Source organism: Streptomyces sp. NPDC002467, assembly GCF_042889825.1.
In the GTDB taxonomy this organism is placed as follows: domain Bacteria; phylum Actinomycetota; class Actinomycetes; order Streptomycetales; family Streptomycetaceae; genus Streptomyces.
Map to the genome: position 1 here is coordinate 1 of NZ_JBIARJ010000001.1, position 21,214 is coordinate 21,214.

At 72.8% G+C, this 21,214-nt stretch carries 18 protein-coding genes; 7 read left to right on the plus strand and 11 right to left on the minus strand.

Annotated features, from left to right (window positions below):
- Positions 1–752 precede the first annotated feature (752 nt).
- On the plus strand, positions 753–1,751 hold the full coding sequence (gene trpS, locus ACFYYJ_RS00005; RefSeq protein WP_389127378.1) for a tryptophan--tRNA ligase: 999 nt from the start codon (positions 753–755) through the stop codon (positions 1,749–1,751).
- A 69-nt stretch (positions 1,752–1,820) separates the two neighbouring features.
- Here trpS and proC read toward each other — a convergent pair whose 3' ends face one another.
- From proC to ACFYYJ_RS00030, 5 genes are all read right to left on the minus strand, one after another.
- The gene (proC, locus tag ACFYYJ_RS00010) at positions 1,821–2,630 is read right to left on the minus strand and encodes a pyrroline-5-carboxylate reductase (RefSeq protein ID WP_384582163.1); all 810 of its coding nucleotides are present in this window, start codon (positions 2,628–2,630) and stop codon (positions 1,821–1,823) included.
- A gap of 114 nt (positions 2,631–2,744) precedes the next feature.
- Positions 2,745–3,482: an ABC transporter permease gene (locus ACFYYJ_RS00015; protein ID WP_384582165.1), complete on the minus strand. Its 738-nt coding sequence runs from the start codon at positions 3,480–3,482 to the stop codon at positions 2,745–2,747.
- On the minus strand, positions 3,479–4,318 hold the full coding sequence (locus ACFYYJ_RS00020; protein WP_389127381.1) for an ABC transporter ATP-binding protein: 840 nt from the start codon (positions 4,316–4,318) through the stop codon (positions 3,479–3,481). Before ACFYYJ_RS00020 ends, ACFYYJ_RS00015 begins: the two co-directional genes overlap by 4 nt.
- Before the next feature lie 79 nt (positions 4,319–4,397).
- Positions 4,398–4,961, minus strand: coding sequence for a hypothetical protein (locus ACFYYJ_RS00025; protein WP_389127383.1), 564 nt, complete (start codon positions 4,959–4,961; stop codon positions 4,398–4,400).
- A 261-nt stretch (positions 4,962–5,222) separates the two neighbouring features.
- Positions 5,223–5,534: a peptidase gene (locus ACFYYJ_RS00030; RefSeq protein WP_385131817.1), complete on the minus strand. Its 312-nt coding sequence runs from the start codon at positions 5,532–5,534 to the stop codon at positions 5,223–5,225.
- Positions 5,535–5,640: 106 nt separating this feature from the next.
- Here ACFYYJ_RS00030 and ACFYYJ_RS00035 point away from each other — a divergent pair, with 106 nt between their 5' ends.
- Positions 5,641–7,806 (plus strand): serine/threonine-protein kinase, encoded by a 2,166-nt coding sequence (locus ACFYYJ_RS00035; protein WP_389127385.1) that lies wholly within the window; start codon positions 5,641–5,643, stop codon positions 7,804–7,806.
- Between the two features lie 34 nt (positions 7,807–7,840).
- Here ACFYYJ_RS00035 and ilvD read toward each other — a convergent pair whose 3' ends face one another.
- The 3 genes from ilvD to ACFYYJ_RS00050 all read right to left on the minus strand — a co-directional run bounded on the left by ilvD (position 7,841) and on the right by ACFYYJ_RS00050 (position 11,296).
- Entirely contained in the window at positions 7,841–9,691 is a 1,851-nt protein-coding gene (ilvD, locus tag ACFYYJ_RS00040; protein WP_385364050.1) for a dihydroxy-acid dehydratase, read from the minus strand.
- A 136-nt stretch (positions 9,692–9,827) separates the two neighbouring features.
- Positions 9,828–10,445, minus strand: a complete 618-nt coding sequence (locus tag ACFYYJ_RS00045) for a TetR family transcriptional regulator (protein WP_385131824.1) — start codon at positions 10,443–10,445, stop codon at positions 9,828–9,830.
- Positions 10,442–11,296, minus strand: a complete 855-nt coding sequence (locus tag ACFYYJ_RS00050; protein ID WP_385131825.1) for a sugar phosphate isomerase/epimerase family protein — start codon at positions 11,294–11,296, stop codon at positions 10,442–10,444. The genes ACFYYJ_RS00045 and ACFYYJ_RS00050 overlap by 4 nt, the downstream gene beginning before the upstream one ends.
- A gap of 122 nt (positions 11,297–11,418) precedes the next feature.
- Between ACFYYJ_RS00050 and ACFYYJ_RS00055 the strand changes: the two genes are divergently transcribed.
- Positions 11,419–12,153, plus strand: a complete 735-nt coding sequence (locus ACFYYJ_RS00055) for a DUF899 domain-containing protein (protein WP_389127387.1) — start codon at positions 11,419–11,421, stop codon at positions 12,151–12,153.
- A 572-nt stretch (positions 12,154–12,725) separates the two neighbouring features.
- Here the strand turns inward: ACFYYJ_RS00055 and ACFYYJ_RS00060 are convergent.
- Entirely contained in the window at positions 12,726–13,673 is a 948-nt protein-coding gene (locus tag ACFYYJ_RS00060) for a Ppx/GppA family phosphatase (RefSeq protein ID WP_385131829.1), read from the minus strand.
- A gap of 144 nt (positions 13,674–13,817) precedes the next feature.
- Here ACFYYJ_RS00060 and ACFYYJ_RS00065 point away from each other — a divergent pair, with 144 nt between their 5' ends.
- On the plus strand, positions 13,818–14,576 hold the full coding sequence (locus ACFYYJ_RS00065) for a hypothetical protein (protein WP_384756110.1): 759 nt from the start codon (positions 13,818–13,820) through the stop codon (positions 14,574–14,576).
- A gap of 110 nt (positions 14,577–14,686) precedes the next feature.
- Here ACFYYJ_RS00065 and ACFYYJ_RS00070 read toward each other — a convergent pair whose 3' ends face one another.
- The gene (locus ACFYYJ_RS00070; RefSeq protein WP_385131830.1) at positions 14,687–16,513 is read right to left on the minus strand and encodes a hypothetical protein; all 1,827 of its coding nucleotides are present in this window, start codon (positions 16,511–16,513) and stop codon (positions 14,687–14,689) included.
- A 216-nt stretch (positions 16,514–16,729) separates the two neighbouring features.
- Between ACFYYJ_RS00070 and radA the strand changes: the two genes are divergently transcribed.
- Complete coding sequence (gene radA / locus ACFYYJ_RS00075; protein ID WP_384582185.1) at positions 16,730–18,142, plus strand: DNA repair protein RadA; 1,413 nt, start codon at positions 16,730–16,732, stop codon at positions 18,140–18,142.
- 150 nt (positions 18,143–18,292) lie between these two features.
- Complete coding sequence (disA, locus tag ACFYYJ_RS00080; RefSeq protein WP_384756098.1) at positions 18,293–19,417, plus strand: DNA integrity scanning diadenylate cyclase DisA; 1,125 nt, start codon at positions 18,293–18,295, stop codon at positions 19,415–19,417.
- A gap of 225 nt (positions 19,418–19,642) precedes the next feature.
- Here the strand turns inward: disA and ACFYYJ_RS00085 are convergent, their stop codons facing one another.
- Complete coding sequence (locus tag ACFYYJ_RS00085; RefSeq protein ID WP_389127390.1) at positions 19,643–20,431, minus strand: hypothetical protein; 789 nt, start codon at positions 20,429–20,431, stop codon at positions 19,643–19,645.
- 160 nt (positions 20,432–20,591) lie between these two features.
- Between ACFYYJ_RS00085 and ACFYYJ_RS00090 the strand changes: the two genes are divergently transcribed.
- Entirely contained in the window at positions 20,592–21,212 is a 621-nt protein-coding gene (locus ACFYYJ_RS00090; RefSeq protein WP_385131835.1) for a phosphatase PAP2 family protein, read from the plus strand.
- Positions 21,213–21,214: the final 2 nt, after the last annotated feature.

The window sequence follows — 21,214 nt, forward strand, 5'->3', positions numbered from 1 at the left end:
TTCTGGCGTTGATTTTTGGCACGCTGTTGAGTTCTCAAGGAACGGACGCTTCCTTTGTACTCACCCTCTCGGGCTTTCCTCCGGGCTTTCGTTCTTGCGTTTCAGACTCTATCAGAGTCTTTCTCGCTTGCTTTCCAGGTTCTTCGCTTTCGCGCTTTCCCTTTCCGGCGGTTCCGACTCTATCAGATCCTTTCGGGCCTGACTCCCAGTCAGCGGGTTTTGCGTTCCGGGCTGTTGGGCCCTTCCGGCGAGTGAGACAGTAGCGGATTCCCTGCCCCCGAACCTAATCGGCGGCTGCGTCCTCGGACGCGGATTCCTCATTCGCAAATACGCATGAAAACGAGACGACGAAGTGCGTCGTTTCGTTCGAATGTGTAGTGCGGGATGGCTGTCCGGGGACCGACCGGAGTCGGCGCTCACTTCGGACAACTCGAAGAACCTTACGGACCTGGGACACCTGTGTCAACCCCAGGCTGACCGCCGGCGAGGTCCCCTGCGGGCGGGCCGCGCGGGATGGCGAAACCTCACGACGTCTCGACCTCCTTCCCTCTACCCTCGATGCATGACTACGCATGCGCTCACGCTCAGCCTTCGCTGGTGGGCCGCCTGACGGCGGCCGACCTTCCACGCGAGCACGCATGCGCTCACGGCCGCCGCTTCGGCGGCCGTTTCTGTTTCTCCCCTCCCGGGAGTGGCTCGGTCGCCGGATGCGGCCGCTTCGACACCACCACTCACACAAGGGAGAGCAGGACATGACGAGGATCTTCAGCGGGATCACGCCGTCGGGGCATCTGACGCTGGGCAACTACCTGGGTGCCATCCGGCAGTGGGTCGCGGCCGAGCAGCCGGCCGGGGACGCGCTGTTCTGCGTCGTCGACCTGCACGCGCTGACCACCGAGCACGATCCGGCGCGGGTGGGCCGGCTCAGCAGGCAGGCCGCGACGCTGTTCCTCGCCGCCGGGCTGGATCCGCAGCGGTGCACCCTCTTCGTACAGAGCCACGTCGACGAGCACACCCGGCTGTCGTACCTGCTGGAGTGCACGGCCACCGACGGGGAGCTGCGGCGGATGATCCAGTACCGGGAGAAGGCGGCGAAGGCAGAGGCTTCCGGGCAGGGGGTGCGGCTGTCCCTGCTGACGTATCCCGTGCTGATGGCCGCCGACATCCTGGCGTACGGGACGGACGAGGTGCCGGTGGGTGAGGACCAGCGGCAGCACGTGGAGCTGACCCGGGACCTGGCGGTGCGCTTCAACCAGCGGTACGGCCACACCTTCAACGTGCCGAAGGCGACGGTTCCGACGGTCGCCGCGCGCGTCATGGACCTCCAGCAGCCCACCTCGAAGATGGGGAAGTCCGCCGCGAACGGCGCCGGGATCGTCTACCTGCTCGACGAGCCGGCCGTGATCACCAAGAAGGTGATGCGGGCTGTGACGGACAGCGGGGACGACGGGGTGGTCTACGACCGGGCCGCCCGGCCCGGGGTGGCGAACCTGCTGGACGTCCTGGCCGCCTGTACGGGTGGCGAGCCGGAGAAGCTGGCCACGGGGTACAGCCAGTACGGGCCGCTGAAGCGGGACGTCGCCGAGGCGGTGGTGGAGCTGCTGCGGCCCCTCCAGGAACGGCACGCGGAGCTGGCGGCCGATCCGGGTGAGGTCGAGCGGGTGCTGCGGGAGGGAGCCGGGCGGGCCCGCGCGATGGCGCGGCCGGTGGTGGACCGGGCGTACCGGGCCATCGGGCTGCTGGCGGCCTGAAGGAGGAGAGGGGACGGGAATGCGGCAGGGCCCGGCGGTGCCGGGCCCTGCCGCGAGGTGGTGCTCCGGTCAGTTGCTGCCGCCGGCGAGTTCGCGGCTGCGGTCGCGGGCGGCTTCGAGGGCTGCGATCAGGGCGGCGCGCACGCCGTGCTTCTCCAGCTCGACGATGGCGTTGATGGTCGTACCGGCCGGGGAGGTGACGGCCTCGCGGAGCTTGACCGGGTGCTCGCCGCTGTCGCGGAGCATCACGGCGGCGCCGATCGCGGCCTGGACGATCAGGTCGTGGGCCTGGGCGCGGGGCAGGCCGAGGAGGATGCCGGCGTCGGTCATCGCCTCGACGAGGTAGTAGAAGTACGCGGGCCCGGAGCCGGAGAGGGCGGTGGCCGCGTCCTGCTGGGACTCGGGGACGCGCAGGGTCTTGCCGACGCCGCCGAAGATCTCCTCGGTGTGGGCGAGGTGCTCCGCGGTGGCGTGGCTGCCGGCCGAGATGACGGACATGGCCTCGTCGACGAGGGCGGGGGTGTTCGTCATGACGCGGACGACCGGGGTGCCGGGGGCGAGCCGTTCCTCGAAGAAGGAGGTGGGAATGCCCGCGGCGCCGCTGATGACCAGGCGGTCGGCGGGGACGTGCGGGGCGAGCTCTTCGAGGAGCTTGCCCATGTCCTGCGGCTTGACGGTGAGGATCAGGGTGTCGGCGCGCTTGGCGGCCTCGGCGTTGGAGACGGACTCGACGCCGTAGCGGGTGCTGAGCTCCTCGGCGCGTTCGGCGCGGCGGGCGGTGACGAGGAGTTTCGAGGCGGGCCGGCCGCCGCGGATCATTCCGCTGAGCAGGGCCTCGCCGATCTTGCCGGTACCGAGGACTGCCACTGTCTGGGTCATGCCCGATTCACCTCGCCGAACTGTTCTGTCTGTTCTGACTGTTCTCCACATCCTTGCACCCGGGCCGGGGAGTGGGCGGGAGTGTCCGGAGTGCGGTCAGGCCCTCCGGTCGGTTCAGGGGGTCCGGCGGCGGAGGGTGGCCGCGCCGAGGGCCAGTACGAGCAGGGCGCAGGCGGCGACGATCACGGCGTCGCGGACGAAGTCGGCGGTCATGTCGGTGTGGGTGAGGACCTGCGTCATGCCGTCGACGGCGTAGGACATGGGCAGGACGTCCGAGATGCCCTCCAGGACCGGGTGCATGGTGCTGCGGGCCGCGAAGAGGCCGCAGAGCAGCAGCTGGGGGAAGATCACCGCCGGCATGAACTGGACGGCCTGGAACTCGGAGGCGGCGAAGGCCGATACGAAGAGTCCGAGGGCCGTGCCGAGGAGTGCGTCGAGCAGGGCGACGAGCAGGAGCAACCAGGGCGAGCCGATGACGTCGAGGCCGAGCAGCCAGAGGGCGAGGCCGGTGGCGAGGAGGGACTGGACCACGGCGACGGCGCCGAAGGCGAGGGCGTAGCCGGCGATGAGGTCGCCCTTGCCGAGCGGCATGGCGAGGAGGCGTTCGAGGGTGCCGGAGGTGCGCTCGCGGAGGGTCGCGATGGAGGTCACCAGGAACATGGTGATGAGGGGGAAGATCCCGAGGAGCGACGCGCCGATGCTGTCGAAGGTGCGGGGGCTGCCGTCGAAGACGAAGCGCAGCAGGGTCAGCATCAGGACGGGGACCAGCAGCATCAGCGCGATGGAGCGCGGGTCGTGGCGGAGCTGGCGCAGGACGCGGCCGGCGGTGGCGAGGGTGCGGGCGCCGTTCATCCCTGGGTCTCCCTTGCGAGGGCGTTGTCTCGGTCGCTGTCTCGATCGTTGGCTTCGTCGACCAGGCGGAGGAAGCCCTCTTCGACGGTGTCCGAGTCGGTACGGGTGCGCAGTGCGTCGGGGGTGTCCTGCGCGAGGATGCGGCCCTCGCGCATGAGGAGCAGGTCGTGGCACCGCTCGGCCTCGTCCATGACGTGGGAGGAGACGAGGATCGTCGCGCCGCGGGTGGTGGTGATGTCGTGGAAGAGGTTCCACAGGTCGCGGCGCAGGACGGGGTCGAGGCCGACGGTGGGTTCGTCGAGGACGAGCAGCTCGGGGGTGCCGAGCAGGGCGACGGCGAGGGAGACGCGGCTGCGCTGGCCGCCGGAGAGGTTGCCGGCGAGGGCGTCGGCGCGGGTGGTGAGGTCGACGTCGGTGATGGCGCGGTGCACGGCGGCGGCGCGGCGTTCCGCCGCCGGCCGGCCGGGGTCGAGGATCGCGGCGAAGTAGTCGAGGTTCTGCCGGACGGTGAGGTCGTCGTAGACGGACGGCGCCTGGGTGACGTAGCCGATGCGGGAGCGGAGCTCGGGGTGGCCGGCGGGGCGGCCGAGGACGTCGAGGGTGCCGGTGACGTGGGCCTGGGTGCCGACGACGGCGCGCATGAGGGTGGATTTGCCGCAGCCCGAGGGGCCGAGGAGGCCGGTGATGCGGCCGCGGGGGACGTCGAAGGCGATGCCGTCGAGGACGGTGCGCGGGGTGCGGCCGGTGCCGCGGCGGACGGTGAGGTCGTCGGCGTGGACGGCGGGGACGGCGGGGTCCGGTGGGGCGGCGGCACCGTCGCGCGGGTTATTCATCATGTGATGAATAATGCTCCTGGCTGTGCCGGGGCGTCAATCGGCCGGGGGCTCGGAGTTGGGGAGCTCGGCTCGGGAGCCGTTACTTCTTGCGCTTGGGGCGACGCGCGGCGGGGTTGCCCGTGCGGGCGCTGCGACGGCGCTCGAATTCGGTCTTGGCCCGCTCGTACTCGGTGCGGCGGAGCTTCTCGCCGGGGGCCTCGGTGAGGGAGCGCAGGAAGTACGCGAAGAGGGAGCCGATGAAACCGATCGCCTTGAGGCCCTTGAGGGCGGCCTCGTCGGAGGACGGGGCGGGGCGGCGGCCGAAGGACTCCCAGGTCTTGGCGAAGGCGATGGCGCTGGCGATCGCGAAGAGGACGACGACGGAGATGCTGAGGAAGGGGCCGACGTCGCCGATCTCCAGGCCCTCGTAGGCGAGGCGGAGCAGGTAGGCGGCGGCCGCGGCGGCGAGGAACGAGCCGACGGCCAGGCCGGCGCGGCGCAGGGCGTAGCCGCCGTCGTGGTTCACCCAGGTGGTCCCGAAGAACCGGATCGGCTCGGGCTCGGGGCCGGTGGGCGCGGTGGGCGCCGCGGGCGCCGGGGCCGGGGCCTGGGCCTGCGCGGCCGGCTCGGCGGGGGTGCTCTGGTCTCGCTGGTCGTCGCTCACACCAGCGATTATCCCCCGCCGGGCCGGTCGGGCCGGGTGCGTCTCACGTGTCAGACGGGGCCCGTGCGGGGCCGGGGACGGGCCGGCTCCCCTGGAGCTCGCCGGTCGAGTGCGCGGTCCGGTGCCGGGCGGCGCGGGTCGGGCGGCGCGGGTCGGGCGGCGCGGGTCGGGCGGCGCGGGTCGGGCGGCGCGGGTCGGGCGGCGCGGGTCGGGCGGCGCGGGTCGGGCGGGGCCGGGGAGGAGAGTCCCCGGCCCGGCCCGTCAGCCGCAGTGGGCGGCCACGTAGCCGTCGCTGCCCGTCTTCACGTACGCGTCCGAGACGAACTGACCGTTGCCGATGCAGTCCCAAAGGCTCGTGGTGCCGTACGGACCCGAGACGGTGGTGCCCTCGCACTGGCAGCGGATCGTGACCCAGGCTCCGAGCGTCAGGACCTTGACCACCGAGTAGTTCGTGCCGGGTCCGCTGCGCACCTTCAGCTGGACGCCGGGTGCGACCGGATAGGACTGGTAGCCCGAGTCTCCGGCGAGGCCCTGAGCCTCATTCAGGTCATTCACTTCGTTCTCAACCGACATGAAACATCTCCCCCCTTGAGCATGACGCTCTGCAACTCGCGCAGGCTAGCAGGACCTTCCCGATTCATATGAGCCATCGACTAGGCTCCGGCGGGGGTGGTCGGAGGTGCACTCACTGCGCGCGGAACGGGCCGGGTTTCCGGAATACGCCGGGCAGTACCGGCTGGAATCGGTGCTGGGTTCCGGCGGCATGGGCGTGGTGCATTTGGCCACCTCCGACTCCGGGCTGCGGCTCGCCGTCAAGGTCGTACACGCCGAGCACGCGGTGGATCCGGAATTCAGGGCCCGCTTCCGGCAGGAGGTCGCGGCCGCCCGGCGAGTGAGCGGGGCCTTCACCGCTCCCGTCGTGGACGCGGACCCGGATGCCGAACGGCCGTGGATGGCCACCCTCTTCATCGATGCCCCGACGCTCGCCGACCGGGTACGGGAGCGGTTGTTGGACGCTGCCGAGGCGGCCCGGCTCGGGGCCGGGCTCGCGGAGGCGCTGCGGGACATCCACCGGGTGGGCGTGGTGCACCGCGACCTGAAGCCCAGCAACGTCCTGATGGCGCCCGACGGGGTGCGGGTCATCGACTTCGGGATCTCCCGGCCGGCCGACAGCGATCTGCGGACCGAGACCGGAAAGCTGATCGGGACGCCGCCCTTCATGGCACCCGAGCAGTTCCAGCGGCCGAAGGAGGTGGGGCCGGCCGCGGACGTGTTCGCGATGGGCGCCGTCCTGGTGCACGCGCTGACCGGGCACGGGCCGTTCGACTCCGACAGCCACTACCTGGTCGCGTACCAGGTGGTGCACAACGAACCCGACCTCACCGGGGTGCCGCCCGCGCTCGCGCCGATCGTCGCCCGCTGCCTCGCGAAGGATCCGGCCGACCGGCCCACGCCCGACGCGCTGCTCCTCGAACTGCGGGCCGCCGCGTACCCGACGGGCGAGGAGACCCGGGCCTTCATACCGCAGCCTCGACGGCCGTCGGGCGACGAGTCGAAGCCGAGCAGTGCCGAAGTGGACACCCACCGACGGGTGCGCCTTCCCGCCGCGGGACCGAGTCGGAAGCGCAGGACCTGGCGCCTCGCCGCAGCAGCGGCTGTCACCGTGTTGCTGACGGGCGGGGCCGCCGGGGCCTACGCGGCGTTCGGGCCCGCCGGGGCCAAGGCGGGTCAGAGGGTCTCCGACAAGGGCGCGCCCGGGCGGGGGGCGGCCCCGGAAGCGCGCACGCCGTGGTCCGCCACGGTCGGCGGTCCCGGGCAGGGGAATGCGGTGACGGCCTGTTCGTGGGGGCCGGGGGCCCTTTACTGTTCCGCGCCCGGTGTCCTCGCGGCCCGACTGAACCCGACCGACGGCAGGGCGAGCTGGTCGGTACCGGCGGCGGCCGCGGCTCCCCGGACGCCAGGGGCCACGTCCACCGCGCCCGTCGTGAACGGAGACCTGCTGCTCTCCGTGACACCGGGGAGCGGAGCGCTCCAGGCGATCGATCCGGCCACCGGTGCGCTGCGGTGGCACAAGGACCTGCCGCAGGGCACGCGGACGGTGCCGTGCGGCCGGAGGGTCCTCCTCGTGACGGATTCCGGGAACGCCACGGCGGTCGATGCGGCGACCGGGAAGGCGGAGTGGTCCAAGCGCCTGGGCGGAACGGGGGCCCTGTGGGCCGTCGGCCCGGAGCAAGCGAAGGGCAGTCGCGACCTGTACGTCTCGACGCGCTCCCCCGACGGCACCTGGTCGCAGGTCGCGGCTTTCGACTCGGAGAGCGGCACGCCCCAGTGGCAACTCCGTGTGCCGGGGACCCTCGATCCCCTCGGTACGGCACAGGGCGGGCTGTACCTGCTGTCGAGCGACGCCCACGGTATGACCGGGGCGGTCGTGCGCATCGATCTGAGCTCGCGCGCGGTGCGGCGTACCGCGCTGTCGGTCTCCCAGTTGCAGGCCGAGGCCGCCGTCGGACCGGACGGGGTGGTCTACGTCATGGGCATCTCGGGCGCGCTGGCGGCCATCGGCCCCGACAAGGAGCTCTGGCGGTTGGAGACCGCCGTGAGCGCCGCCTCGCGCCCGGTCGCCGACGGCGGGCGCGTGTACATGACGGCGGCTGACGGGCGGCTGATCGGCATCGATGCCGCGGCCGGTCGGCTGGTCGGGCAGACGATCCCGCGCATGGGCAACGGCAAGGGGACCTACACCGCCACGATCCCCGCCCCCGTCGTCGCCGACGGTCGGGTGTTCGGGTCCGCGCCCGATGGGACCGTGTTCGCCGTGGATGCGGCGAACCCCGCCGGGTGGTGATGCGGCCGGCGGGGTTCGGGGGTGGTGCGGTGGGTCAGCCCAGACGGCTGACGTCGCGGACCGCGCCCTTGTCGGCGCTGGTGGCCATCGCGGCGTAGGCGCGCAGGGCCGCCGAGACCGTGCGGTCACGGTCCTTCGGGGCGTAGACGCCGCCCAGGGCCTCGTGGCGGGCCGCCAGCGTGGCCTCGTCCACCAGGAGCTCGATCGAGCGGTTCGGGATGTCGATGCGGATCCGGTCGCCGTTCTCGACGACGGCGATGTTGCCGCCCGAGGCCGCCTCCGGGGAGGCGTGGCCGATGGAGAGGCCCGAGGTGCCGCCGGAGAAGCGGCCGTCCGTCACCAGGGCGCAGACCTTGCCGAGGCCGCGGCCCTTGAGGAAGGAGGTCGGGTAGAGCATCTCCTGCATGCCGGGGCCGCCGCGCGGGCCCTCGTAACGGATGACGACCACGTCGCCCGCCGTGATCTCCTTGCGGAGGATCTTGTCGACGGCCTCGTCCTGCGATTCGCAGACGACCGCCGGGCCCTCGAAGGTCCAGATCGACTCGTCGACGCCGGCCGTCTTGACGACGCAGCCGTCGACGGCGAGGTTGCCCTTGAGGACGGCCAGGCCGCCGTCCTTCGAGTACGCGTGCTGGACGGAGCGGATGCAGCCGCCCTCGGCGTCGAGGTCGAGGCTCTCCCAGCGCTCGGACTGCGAGAAGGCGGTGGCGGAGCGGACGCAGCCGGGGGCCGCGTGCCACAGCTCCATGGCCTCGGCGGAGGCGGTGCCGGAGCGGGCGTCCCACTTCGCCAGCCAGTCCTCCAGGTTGGTGGAGTGGACCGAGGTGACGTCCTTGTTCAGGAGGCCGCCGCGGTGCAGCTCGCCGAGGATGGCGGGGATGCCGCCGGCCCGGTGGATGTCCTCCATGTAGTACGTGCCGCCGGGCGCCACGTTCGGCGCGACCTTGGACAGGCACGGGACGCGGCGCGAGACGGCGTCGATGTCCTTGAGGTCGTAGTCCAGACCGGCTTCCTGGGCCGCGGCCAGCAGGTGCAGGATCGTGTTGGTGGAGCCGCCCATGGCGATGTCGAGGGCCATGGCGTTCTCGAAGGCCTCGCGGGAGGCGATGGAGCGCGGCAGGACCGAGTGGTCGTCCTGCTCGTAGTGGCGCTTGGTGATCTCGACGATCGTGCGGCCGGCGTCCTCGTACAGGGCGCGGCGGGCGGTGTGCGTGGCGAGGACCGAGCCGTTGCCGGGCAGGGCCAGGCCGATGGCCTCGGCGAGGCAGTTCATCGAGTTGGCGGTGAACATGCCGGAACAGCTGCCACAGGTGGGACAGGCGTTCTCCTCGATGCGCAGCACGTCCTCGTCGGAGACGTTCTCGTTCGCCGCGTCGACCATGGCGTCGATCAGGTCGAGCTTGCGGACGGTGCCGTCCACCAGGGTCGCCTGGCCGGCCTCCATCGGGCCGCCGGAGACGAAGACGACCGGGATGTTGAGGCGCATGGCGGCCATCAGCATGCCGGGGGTGATCTTGTCGCAGTTGGAGATGCAGATCAGGGCGTCGGCGCAGTGCGCCTCGACCATGTACTCCACGCTGTCCGCGATCAGGTCGCGGGAGGGCAGGGAGTAGAGCATGCCGGCGTGGCCCATCGCGATGCCGTCGTCGACGGCGATCGTGTTGAACTCGCGCGGGATGGCACCGGCTGCACGGATCGCGTCGGAGACGATGCGGCCGACCGGCGCCAGGTGCGTGTGCCCGGGGACGAACTCGGTGAACGAGTTGGCGACCGCGATGATCGGCTTGCCGATGTCCTCGCTCGCTACGCCCGAGGCGCGCATTAGGGCGCGTGCGCCCGCCATGTTGCGGCCGTGGGTGACGGTGCGGGACCTCAGCTCGGGCATGGTTCACTCCCCATGAGTGCGGCTGTACGGTCAGCCGCGACTGTGGATATGGCTCAGCTACGAGGCTACGCCCACCGCTCGCGATCCGGACAGCTCGTCCGGATCCCGGGACGGGAGGGTCACTCTTCGGGCAGGTTCAGGCCTCGGTCAGGTACCGCTGCAGGGTCGGTGCGACGAGGGTCACGATGGCTTCCGGGTCCGCAGAGGCCAGCGGCTCGACCCGGACCACGTACCGCAGGATCGCGATGCCGACCATGTGCGAGGCGGCCAGTTCCGCCCGGAACGTCGGATCCGGCACGTCGAGCTCGACGGCGACCCGTTCCAGCACCCGGCGCAGCACCAGCCCGCGCAGCACCTTCGCGGCGGCTTCGTGGGTGAGCGCGGAGCGGATGACGGCGAGCAGCGGGACCCGGGTGACGGGGTTCTCCCACACGCCCAGGAAGTAGCGGGCGAGCCGCTCCCCGATGCCGTCCGGCCCCTCGCCGAGGATCGCCGGGACCACCAGGGCGGGCTCCATGCTCACCTCGATGGCGGCGGCGAAGAGGTCTTCCTTGCTGCCGAAGTAGTGGTGCACCAGCGCCGGGTCCACGCCGGCCACCTTCGCGATGCCGCGTACGGACGTCTTGTCGTACCCGCGTTCCGCGAACACCTCGCGGGCGGCGAGCCGGATGCGTTCCTGGGTGCCGGGACCGTCGTCGGCCTCGTCCTGCCTCGGCCGACCGGGGCCGCGGCGCCGCTTCACGGGCTCGCTCACGGCCGCCGGACCTCGTGCCGGCGGGCCGTCGCGGACGTCGGGGCCGTCGGAGCGGTGGCGAGGTGCAGGCGCGTGAACGCCAGCGCTTCGGCGAGATCCGCCTCCCGCTCCGCCGAGGACATGGCCCGCCGGGTGTTCACCTCGATGACGACGTGCCCGTCGAACGCACTCCCGGCCAGCCGCTCCAGCAGCTCCGCGCAGGGCTGCGTACCCCGCCCCGGGACCAGGTGCTCGTCCTTCGCCGAGCCGTTTCCGTCGGCGAGGTGCACGTGGGCCAGCCGGTCGCCCATCCGGTCGATCATCGCGGTGGCGTCGGTCCGCGCCGTCGCCGTGTGGGAGAGGTCGACGGTGAAATGCCGGTAGTCGTCCTTGGTCACGTCCCACTCGGGCGCGTAGGCGAGCATCTCGCGGTCCCGGTACCGCCACGGATACATGTTCTCGACGGCGAACCGCACGTCCGTCTCGTCGGCCATCCGCCAGATCCCGGCCACGAACTCCCGCGAGTACTGGCGCTGCCACCGGAAGGGCGGATGGACGACCACGGTCGACGCCCCCAGCCGCTCGGCGGCGGCCTGCGCCCGCTGGAGCTTCGTCCAGGGATCCGTCGACCACACCCGCTGCGTGATCAGGAGGCAGGGCGCGTGCACGGCGAGGATCGGCATCCCGTGCTGGTCCGACAGCCGCCGCAGGGCGTCCACGTCCTGGCTGACCGGGTCCGTCCAGACCATGACCTCGACGCCGTCGTAGCCGAGGCGCGCGGCGATCTCGAAGGCGGTCGCCGTGGACTCCGGGTAGACGGAGGCGGTGGAAAGGGCGACTTTCGCGGTCGGGACACGGACTGGTTCTGCCACGGGGACAGCGTACGGGGCGCGACGGACCCGGGCGGGATGGCTTTGCTCACCCGAGGCCCGCCGCTTACCGCGCGCGTACGGTGGAAATGCGGCCGCTTGCTCCCGCACAGGAGGGAAAGGTCATGCCCGAACACAGGGTCGGCACGCAGGAGGAATTCGAGGCAGCCCGCCGGGAACTCCTCGTGGAGGAGAAGAAACTCACCCGCCGCGGCGACGAGCTCGCGCGCAAGCGCCGCGAACTCCCCTGGGTACCGGTCGCGAAGGACTACCTCTTCGAGACCGCCCGGGGCACCAAACCCCTCGCGGACCTCTTCGACGGCCGGTCCCAACTCCTCGTCTACCACTTCATGTTCGGCCCGCCCTACGAGGCCGGCTGCCCCGTCTGCTCCTCGATCGCGGACACCCTCGACCCCAACGCGGTCCACCTCGCGGCCCGCGACGTCACCCTGATCTGCTCCTCGCGCGCCCCCGTCGACAAGCTCCTCGCCTACCGCGACCGGATGGGCTGGACCTTCGACTGGGTCTCCTCCGGCGGCAACGACTTCCACCGCGACCTGGGATTCCAGTACACGGAGGAGGAACTGGCCCCCTTCCTGGGCGGCGAGATCCCCCCGACCGTGATCCAGATGGCGAAGGCGACCGGCACGGACGTCCTCGGCTACGTCACCGAGGGCCCCGGCATGAGCTGCTACGCCCTCGCGGACGGCACAGTCCACCGCACGTACGTCACCACCGCCCGCGGCCTCGAACCGGCCATGGCCTACTACGGCCTCCTCGACCGCACCGCGCTGGGCCGCCACGAGGAAGGCGAACAAACCCACTGGCTGCGCCGCCACGACGAGTACGACCGGCCCTGACGGTTCCCTGGCGGGACCTTGCCGGGGCCCTGCCGGGCCCTGCCGGGTGGTCGGCCATGGCGTCGTCGGCCGGCCCGGACGGGCCGCGGACGCCGTCGGCGAGGAGCGCGTAGCGATCCGTCGCGCCGTGGATCAGCCCTGGACGGGTAACCCCCCAACCCCTCTCGCCGCCGACCGACCGAGGCCCCGACCGGACCGAGACCCCGACCGGCGGACCGGGCGGCGTGGGTGCCGCTGCGCGGAGCCGCTCCCCTACCCGCCCTTCCACCGTTCCCCGGGCTCCGCCCGGACCCCGCGCCTCAAACGCCGGCGAGGCTGAAAGACCCGCGGCTCCGCCCCGGCCCCCGGTCCTCAAACGCCGGACGGGCTGGAAGGCGGGCGCCATCCCCAGGCCGCGCCCCAAACCGGTGAGCCGGTGAGCCGGTGAGCCGGAACCAGGCTTCGGGGAAGGGAATCCCCAGCGCCCGGCGCCCCGGCCCACACCCAAGGGGGCGGGTGGGCAACCACCGACCCGGAGGCGGGGTCGAGGGGGTGGAGGCCCCGTACTCCCCCAACGGCACCCCACCCCGCCCCTACCCCACCGGCTCCCCCGGCGTCGGCAAGTGGTCCAGGCGGCGCAGGATCACGCCCTCCCGCAGCGCCCACGGGCAGATCTCCAGCGCGTCCACGCCGAACAGGTCCATCGCGCCCTCCGCGACCAGCGCGCCCGCCAGGAGCTGGTTGGCCCGGCCCTCCGAGACGCCCGGCAGGGCCGACCGCTGGGCCGTGGTCATCGCGGCCAGGCGGGGGACCCACTCCTCCAGGGACTTGCGGGTCAGGTCGCGCTGGACGTACAGGCCCTCCGCCGAGCGGGCCGCGCCCGTGATCCGCGCCAGCTGCTTGAAGGTCTTCGAGGTCGCCACGACGTGGTCCGGCGCGCCGAAGCGGCTGAACTCGCCGACCGTCCGGGCGATCTCCGCCCGTACGTGCCTGCGCAGGGAGCGGATGTCCAGCGGGTCGGGCGGGTCCCCGGGGAGCCAGCCCGCCGTGAGGCGACCGGCGCCCAGCGGGAGGGAGACGGCCGCGTCCGGGTCCTCGTCGATGCCGAACGCGATCTCCAGGGAGCCGCCACCGATGTCGAGGACCAGCAGCTTCCCCGCCGACCAGCCGAACCAGCGGCGTGCCGCCAGGAAGGTCAGCCGGGCCTCGTCGTCGCCGCTGAGCACGGGCAGGTCGATGCCGACCTCGGCCTTGACCCGCGCCAGGACCTCGTCCGCGTTCGTGGCCTCGCGCACGGCGCTGGTCGCGAAGGGGAGGACGTCCTCGCACCCCTTGTCCTCGGCGGCCTGGACGGCATCGGCGAGGACGGTGATCAGACGCTCTATGCCCTCGGGGGTGACGGCTCCGCCCTCGTCGAGCAGCTCCGCCAGCCGCATCTCCACCTTGTGCGAATGCGCGGGCTGCGGGCGCGCGCCGGGGTGCGCGTCCACCACCAGCAGGTGGACCGTATTCGAACCCACATCCAGGACACCGAGTCTCATAGGGGGAAACGCTACTGCGGCGAACGCGTAGGGGTCTCGTAAGGGGCGTTTACGCTTGGGTTTGTGCCAAATATGAAGAAGGCCGACAAGACCCGGTCGAAGAAGGACTCGGGCAAGGGCAAGGCCAAGAGCAGCCCCAGCAGCATGCAGAAGAACGAAGCCGACGAGAAGGGCCTGGACTTCCCCCGGGCCTGGGTGGAGTTCCCCGATCCCGCAGACGCGGAACAGGTCTTCCGCTGTGACCTGACCTGGCTGACCTCCCGCTGGACCTGCATCTTCGGCAGCGGCTGCCAGGGCATCCAGGCGGGCAGGGCCGACGACGGCTGCTGCACGCTGGGCGCGCACTTCTCCGACGAGGACGACGAGAAGCGGGTCGCCGAGCACGTGGCGCGGCTGACGCCGGAGTTGTGGCAGTTCCACGACGTGGGCAGTGAGACCGGCTGGACGCAGTTCGACGACGACGGCGAGAAGCAGACCCGCCGCTGGGACGGCGCCTGCATCTTCCTGAACCGGCCCGGTTTCCCGGCCGGGGCCGGCTGCTCGCTGCACATCCTGGCCCTGAAGAACGGGCAGGAGCCGCTGGAGACCAAACCGGACGTGTGCTGGCAGCTGCCGATCCGCCGTACGTACGACTGGATCGACCGGCCCGACGACACCCGCGTGCTCCAGGTGTCGATCGGCGAGTACGACCGTCGCGGCTGGGGCCCCGGCGGCCACGACCTGCACTGGTGGTGCACGTCGGCCACGTCCGCGCACGGCGCCGGCAAGCCGGTGTACGAGTCGTACAAGGCGGAGCTGACCGAGTTGATGGGCAAGGAGGGCTACGCGGCCCTCGTGGAGCTGTGCGAGGCGCGGCTGTCGTCGCTGCTGCCGATGGCTCCGCACCCGGCGGACCCGGCCTAGGGCCGCACCCGACGGACCGGCCTGGGCGGGGTCCGGCGGGGGTCCGGACCAAAGCGGACCCCCGCCGCCCCGCTGCCCCGCCGCCCGCCGACCCGCCGCCCCGCCACCGCTCACGCCCCCGGCGTGGCTCCCGGGGCCGGGGAAGCCGTTCCGCCCGGCCCCGGCGCCGGCTCGCTCGCGCCGGGCGTCGGCGTCGGGGATCCGGGCGGGATCTCGGACGGCGTCGGGGTGGGGGTCGGCGTCGGAGTGGGGGTCGGTTGCGGGTTCTCGGAGTGCCCGGGGGTCGGAGTCGGGGTCGGGACCGGAGTCGGCGTCGAGGGCGGCTGCGGTGCCGGGCGCCCCTTGCCCTGGATGGAGACCACGGTGCCGCCCGGGTCCACGCCCACCCGGGCCCTCCAGGCGCCCACGGGCTGGGCGTCGTGGTCCACGGCGATGGTCAGGGTGACCGATTCTCCTGGGGCCAGCGTGCCCGCCGTACGGCTCGCGCGCAGCCAGGGCGCGTCGGACCACAGCCGCCAGTCCACGGGGGCGCCCCCGGAGGCGGTGAGGGTGAGCACGGTGGTGCTGCCGTACGAGGACGCGACCACGGTGAGCCGGCCGGCGGCACCGGCCCGGTCCGTCACCGGCGGGCCGCTGCTGATGACCTCGACGGAGACGTCCGGGTCCTCGCTGCCCGGGGCGAAGCCGGGGGCGCCGGTGGTGGTGGCGGTGTTCCCGGTGTTCTCGTACGCGGCCAGCGGGTGGCCCTCGGTACGGGCCGTCGGGAGTTCCGACTCGCTCGCGGAGATGCGGGCGGACGTGCCGCCGACGGGCTCGGCCGTGCTGGGCGCGCCCCGGTAGGCCGCCCAGAGCGCCAGGACCGGGGCCGCGACGACGGTGGCGACGACGGTGGTGGTCACGGCGCGGGCGCGCAGCCGGTCGCGGCGGGCGGCGCGGTCCTTGGGGTCCATCGGGAAGCCGGTGCGGTCGAAGCGCGGGCCGGGGCCGCGGCTGCGGCCGCCGCGGCCGGAGCGGAGCATCGCGGCGTGGACGGCGGTACGGGGGGCCGGGACGAGCGGGAGGCCGACCGGGTCGATGCCGCCGGAGCCGGGCCAGGGGGCGCCGGCGCCCACGCGTTCGGCGACGCGGCGGCAGCGCGGGCAGTCGTCGACGTGTCGGACGAGCTCGGCGCGCAGGCTGCTGGAGAGGAGCACTCCCCCGCCGACGGACCCGGCACCGAATCCGGCCGCCCCGGCCCCGGCCCCCGTCCCGTCGTCGCCGGTGAGTCTGGAGACCGACGGGCAGTTGCCGGTCTCGACGACGGCGAGGGCGGCGCGGGTGCGTTCCACCTCGCAGGCGGCGCCGGTCAGCAGCTCGCGGGCGGCGGCCGGGGGCGTACCGAGGACGGCGGCGAGTTCGCCGACGCCGAGGCGGTGGCGGACGGCGAGTTCGAGGGCCTCGCGCTGTTCGGGCGTGGTGCCGGCGGCCTCGGGCCAGGCGAGCCGGGCCAGCTCGGTACGGCGGTAGGCGCTGACGTCAAGCGGGCGGTGCGCGGGTGTCGGGGGCGTCGCGGGGTCCGGACCTCCGTCACCACCCGGCGCACGGCCGCGCCCGGTGTGCTCCGGCGCACGCCGGGCGGAATGCGCGCCCTGTCTCGCGCGCCGCTGCTCGGCAAGCCTGCGCAGGCAGCCCCAGCGGGCCAGGGCGTACAGCCAGGCCCGCCGGTCCCCCTCGTGGGGGCAGCGGCCGGGGTACCGCTCGGCCACGGAGAGGACGTCGCCCAGCACGTCGGTGGCGGTGTCGTGGTCGCACAGCACCGACAGGCAGTACGTGAACAGGCCGTCCAGGTAGGGCTCGTGCCGGAAGGCGGGCGGCTGCTCCGCATCGAGAGGGGCGCGCCCGTGCGCCCGGTGTGCGCCGGTGCGCGGTGAGGGGTGTGCCTGGTGGCTGCTGTTCACCTGGCGACCGTAGGCGGCGCGCCGGTGACGCCTTGGAAGCCTTCAGCACATTTAGCCCTTACGGGTGAACAGATCGGTACGGCACTGACACGGGCACTGACACCGACGATGACGCCGGCGCTGACACCGGCGCTGACACCGGCGCTGGCGGCCCGGCCGCACCCTCCGTACCGGACGGAAGTCCCCGCTGTCGGTGGCGGCGGCTACCGTTGCGGCATGGCTGCCCGTACATCTCGTTCATCCGCCAAGGACCGGCCGTCCTACCGCTGCTCCGAGTGCGGCTGGACGACCGCGAAATGGCTCGGCCGGTGTCCCGAATGCCAGGCGTGGGGCACCGTCGAGGAGATGGGCGCGCCCGCCGTGCGGACCACCGCCGCCGGGCGGGTGTCGGCGGCGGCGGTGCCGATCGCGCAGGTCGACGGGCGGACGGCGACCGCGCGCAGCACCGGCGTGGACGAGCTGGACCGGGTCCTCGGCGGCGGGCTCGTGCCCGGCGCCGTCGTCCTGCTCGCCGGGGAGCCGGGCGTCGGGAAGTCGACGCTGCTGCTGGACGTGGCGGCGAAGGCGGCGAGCGACGAGCACCGCACCCTGTACGTCACGGGCGAGGAGTCCGCGAGCCAGGTGCGGCTGCGCGCCGACCGGATCAACGCGCTGAGCGACCACCTCTACCTGGCCGCCGAGACCGATCTGTCCGCCGTGCTCGGGCACCTGGACGCGGTGAAGCCCTCCCTCCTCATCCTCGACTCCGTACAGACCGTCGCCTCGCCCGAGATCGACGGCGCGCCCGGCGGGATGGCCCAGGTCCGCGAGGTGGCCGGCGCGCTGATCCGGGCGTCCAAGGAGCGCGGCATGTCCACGCTCCTCGTCGGTCACGTGACGAAGGAGGGGGCCATCGCCGGCCCCCGGCTGCTGGAGCACCTGGTCGACGTGGTGCTGAGCTTCGAGGGGGACCGGCACGCCCGGCTGCGGCTCGTGCGCGGCGTCAAGAACCGGTACGGCGCGACCGACGAGGTCGGCTGCTTCGAGCTGCACGACGAGGGGATCACCGGGCTCGCCGACCCGAGCGGGCTGTTCCTGACCCGCCGCGCCGAGGCGGTTCCCGGCACCTGCCTGACGGTGACGCTGGAGGGCAAGCGCCCGCTGGTCGCCGAGGTGCAGGCGCTCACGGTGGATTCGCAGATCCCCTCCCCGCGGCGCACGACCTCGGGCCTGGAGACCTCGCGCGTCTCGATGATGCTGGCGGTGCTGGAGCAGCGCGGCCGGATCACGGCGCTCGGCAAGCGCGACATCTACAGCGCGACGGTGGGCGGGGTGAAGCTCACCGAGCCCGCCGCCGACCTGGCGATCGCGCTCGCCCTGGCCTCGGCCGCCAGTGACGTGCCGCTCCCGAAGAACCTGGTGGCGATCGGGGAGGTCGGGCTGGCGGGCGAGGTGCGGCGCGTGACGGGCGTACAGCGCCGGCTCGCGGAGGCGCACCGGCTCGGGTTCACGCACGCGCTGGTCCCGGCCGATCCGGGGAAGGTGCCGGCCGGGATGAAGGTCGTCGAGGTCGCCGACATGGGCGACGCGCTGCGGGTACTGCCGCGCGGCCGGTCCCGTACGCCGGCGAAGGAGCGGGCCGCGGACTGACGCGCGGATCCCATGATCAGCGGGTCCGTACGGGGCTCCGCGGGGCCCCGCCTGGCCAAGCCACGGCGGGCCCGCAGCGCGCGCCGGTAGACTTCGGGATGGTCCGCCCGGCCGGAGGCAGGCGGCGCAACCCGCGACCGGAGGAGTGCAGTGGCAGCCAAGGACGGGGCAGCAGCACCCGGGAAGTCCGGCGCGAGCTCCAAGCACGAGGCGTTGATGCGCGCTTCGCTGAGCGCGGTCGCCCCTGGTCAGCCGTTGCGTGACGGCCTCGAACGGATCGTCCGCGGCAACACCGGCGGGCTCATCGTCCTCGGCATGGACAAGGCCGTCGAGGCGATGTGCACCGGCGGTTTCGTGCTGGACGTGGAGTTCACGGCGACCCGGCTGCGCGAGCTGTGCAAGCTCGACGGCGCGCTCATCCTCGACAAGGACATCACCAAGATCCTGCGGGCCGGCGTCCAGCTGGTGCCGGACGCGTCGATCCCGACGGAGGAGACGGGCACCCGTCACCGGACCGCGGACCGCGTCTCGAAGCAGTGCGGCTTCCCGGTGGTGTCGGTCTCCCAGTCCATGCGACTGATCGCGCTGTACGTGGACGGCGAGCGGCGCGTCCTGGAGGAGTCCGGGGCGATCCTGTCCCGAGCGAACCAGGCGCTGGCCACGCTGGAGCGGTACAAGCTGCGCCTCGACGAGGTCGCGGGCACGCTGTCGGCGCTGGAGATCGAGGACCTGGTCACGGTGCGCGACGTGACGGCGGTCGCGCAGCGGCTGGAAATGGTGCGCCGGATCGCGACCGAGATCGCCGAGTACGTGGTCGAACTGGGCACGGACGGGCGACTGCTGTCGCTCCAGCTGGACGAGCTGACGGTCGGGATCGAGCAGGAGCGGGAGCTCGTCATCCGGGACTACGTGCCGGAGCCGACGGCGAAGCGTTCCCGCACGGTGGACGAGGCGCTGTCCGAGCTGGACGCGCTGACCCACGCGGAGCTGCTGGAACTGCCGATCGTGGCGCGGGCGCTGGGATACACGGGCTCGCCGGAGACCCTGGATTCGGCGGTGTCCCCGCGGGGCTACCGGCTGCTGGCGAAGATCCCCCGGCTGCCGGGGGCCATCATCGAGCGGCTGGTCGAGCACTTCGGCGGGCTGCAGAAACTGCTGGCGGCCTCGGTGGACGACCTTCAGGCGGTGGACGGGGTCGGCGAGGCGCGTGCGCGCAGTGTCCGCGAGGGCCTGTCCCGCCTGGCGGAGTCGTCCATCCTGGAACGCTACGTCTAGGAGACCCTGCCCCTTCGGCTCCGCCGACCGAACGCCGTGGCCCCGCGCCTCGAACGCCGGCGGGGCTGGATTTGGCCGCTGCGTCTCGAAATCCAGCCCCTCCGGCGTTCGAGGAGCGGGGCCGGGCGGATCCCGGGAAGCGGCGGTGCGGGCGGGATCGGACAGCAGGGACGCGGGGTCCGGGGCGGAGCCCCGGGGACGGGGGCCGGGGCAAAGGCCCCCGGGTCAGTCCTGTTTGAGGACGAACGAGGCTCGGGTCACCTGCATGCCCGGCGCCTTGACCTCGACCACGTACGTGTCAGGACCCGCGGACCCCGCCGGAGGCGACTGGCACTGGTCGGGTGCGCTGAACCGGCGGTCCCAGTCCAGCGACTGCTTCGTTTCGCCGCCCGCCGGAACGCGGAAGAACGCGTTGCCCGCGCCCGTCGGGCAGTCCGCCGACGACCAGACCGCCTTGCTCGTGGCCGCCTGAAGGATGGTCACGACCGCCTGCTTCGGGCCGAGGTCGACCTTGCAGGTGCTGCCGGAGGTGTTGCGGGCGATCAGTTCGAGACGGGGCTTCTCGTTCGCCTCGTACTCGTTCTTCACGCTCTTCACCTCCCACTGCAACGCACTCGGCGCGCACGTGATGAGCGGGGAGTCCGCAGGGACGGCCGCCGAGCCGCCGGAACCACCGGAAGCGGAGGCTCCGCCGGCGCCCTTGCCGGCGCCCGGGTCCCCGTTCTTTCCCGAACCGCCGTCGGCGCCGGAGGAGGCGCCGCCGCCCGACGACTCCGCGCGGCCGCCTGGGGCGGTGCCGATCGCGGGTCCCGTGCCGGAGGGTCCGGGGGTGATCGCGGTGACGGTGTCGGGGCCCTTCTGGCCCTTGCCGTTCGTATTCGTCTTCCCCCCACCGGAACTGACGGTCCATACGGCGAGGAGCGCGAGGAGCGCGACGACGGACGCCAGCACAGCCCTCCGTCGCCAGTAGATGGAGGAGGGGAGCGGCCCGACCGGATTGCGCAGAGATCCCACGAACGGAACCTTACGAGAGTTCACGGCCCGATCAGTGCCCCACATGCCGCGCAGCGGGCTCGATTTGCCGATCATCGGCCTGCCGGCGCCATCGCGGTGGGTCAAAACCGGCCAGGCGTCTGACGCCCCGTTGACCTCGCCCTCGGTACCGTCGGTCACCATGCACAGCTCGGATCTCTATCGCGACATCACCGACTTCGCCCACTCCACCCCCGCCTGGGCGCAGTCGGCGTTCGAAGTGTGGACGGAGTACGGACTCCTCCTGTTCGGCCTGCTCTTCATAGCCGTCTGGTGGCGCTCGCGCGGACGGGCGGGCGGCCCCCGCCCGGTGGCGCTCGCCGTCCTCGCGCCGCTCGCCACCGCGGTCGCGTACGTCGCGTCCGAGGCCGTCAAGTCGGTCGTCGACGAGGAGCGGCCCTGCCGGGCCGTCGCCGGGGCCGCGGCCTCGCTCATCCCCTGCCCCGCGCCCGGGGACTGGTCCTTCCCGAGCAACCACGCCGCCATCGCGGGCGCCGCCGCCGTCGCGCTGGCCCTCGCCGTGCGCCGGCTGGCGCTGCTGACCGTGCCGCTCGCGCTGCTGATGGCCTTCTCCCGCGTCTACGTCGGCGTGCACTACCCGCACGACGTGGCCGTCGGCCTGCTGCTGGGCGGCTCCCTGGCCGCCCTCCTCGTCCTCGCGCTCACCGGCCCGGCCTGCGCGGTCATCGCCGCCATGCGGGCGAGCGGGCTCCGCCCCGCCGTCTGGTTCACCGGTCCGGGCCCGGCGTCGGAGACGACCTGACC

Coding starts and splice junctions, on each gene's coding strand:
- trpS (WP_389127378.1), top strand. CDS start 753: ATGACGAGGATCTTCAGCGGGATCACGCCGTCGGGGCATCTGACGCTG.
- proC (WP_384582163.1), bottom strand. CDS start 2,630: ATGACCCAGACAGTGGCAGTCCTCGGTACCGGCAAGATCGGCGAGGCC.
- ACFYYJ_RS00015 (WP_384582165.1), bottom strand. CDS start 3,482: ATGAACGGCGCCCGCACCCTCGCCACCGCCGGCCGCGTCCTGCGCCAG.
- ACFYYJ_RS00020 (WP_389127381.1), bottom strand. CDS start 4,318: ATGATGAATAACCCGCGCGACGGTGCCGCCGCCCCACCGGACCCCGCC.
- ACFYYJ_RS00030 (WP_385131817.1), bottom strand. CDS start 5,534: ATGTCGGTTGAGAACGAAGTGAATGACCTGAATGAGGCTCAGGGCCTC.
- ilvD (WP_385364050.1), bottom strand. CDS start 9,691: ATGCCCGAGCTGAGGTCCCGCACCGTCACCCACGGCCGCAACATGGCG.
- ACFYYJ_RS00055 (WP_389127387.1), top strand. CDS start 11,419: ATGCCCGAACACAGGGTCGGCACGCAGGAGGAATTCGAGGCAGCCCGC.
- ACFYYJ_RS00060 (WP_385131829.1), bottom strand. CDS start 13,673: ATGAGACTCGGTGTCCTGGATGTGGGTTCGAATACGGTCCACCTGCTG.
- ACFYYJ_RS00065 (WP_384756110.1), top strand. CDS start 13,818: ATGCAGAAGAACGAAGCCGACGAGAAGGGCCTGGACTTCCCCCGGGCC.
- radA (WP_384582185.1), top strand. CDS start 16,730: ATGGCTGCCCGTACATCTCGTTCATCCGCCAAGGACCGGCCGTCCTAC.
- ACFYYJ_RS00090 (WP_385131835.1), top strand. CDS start 20,592: ATGCACAGCTCGGATCTCTATCGCGACATCACCGACTTCGCCCACTCC.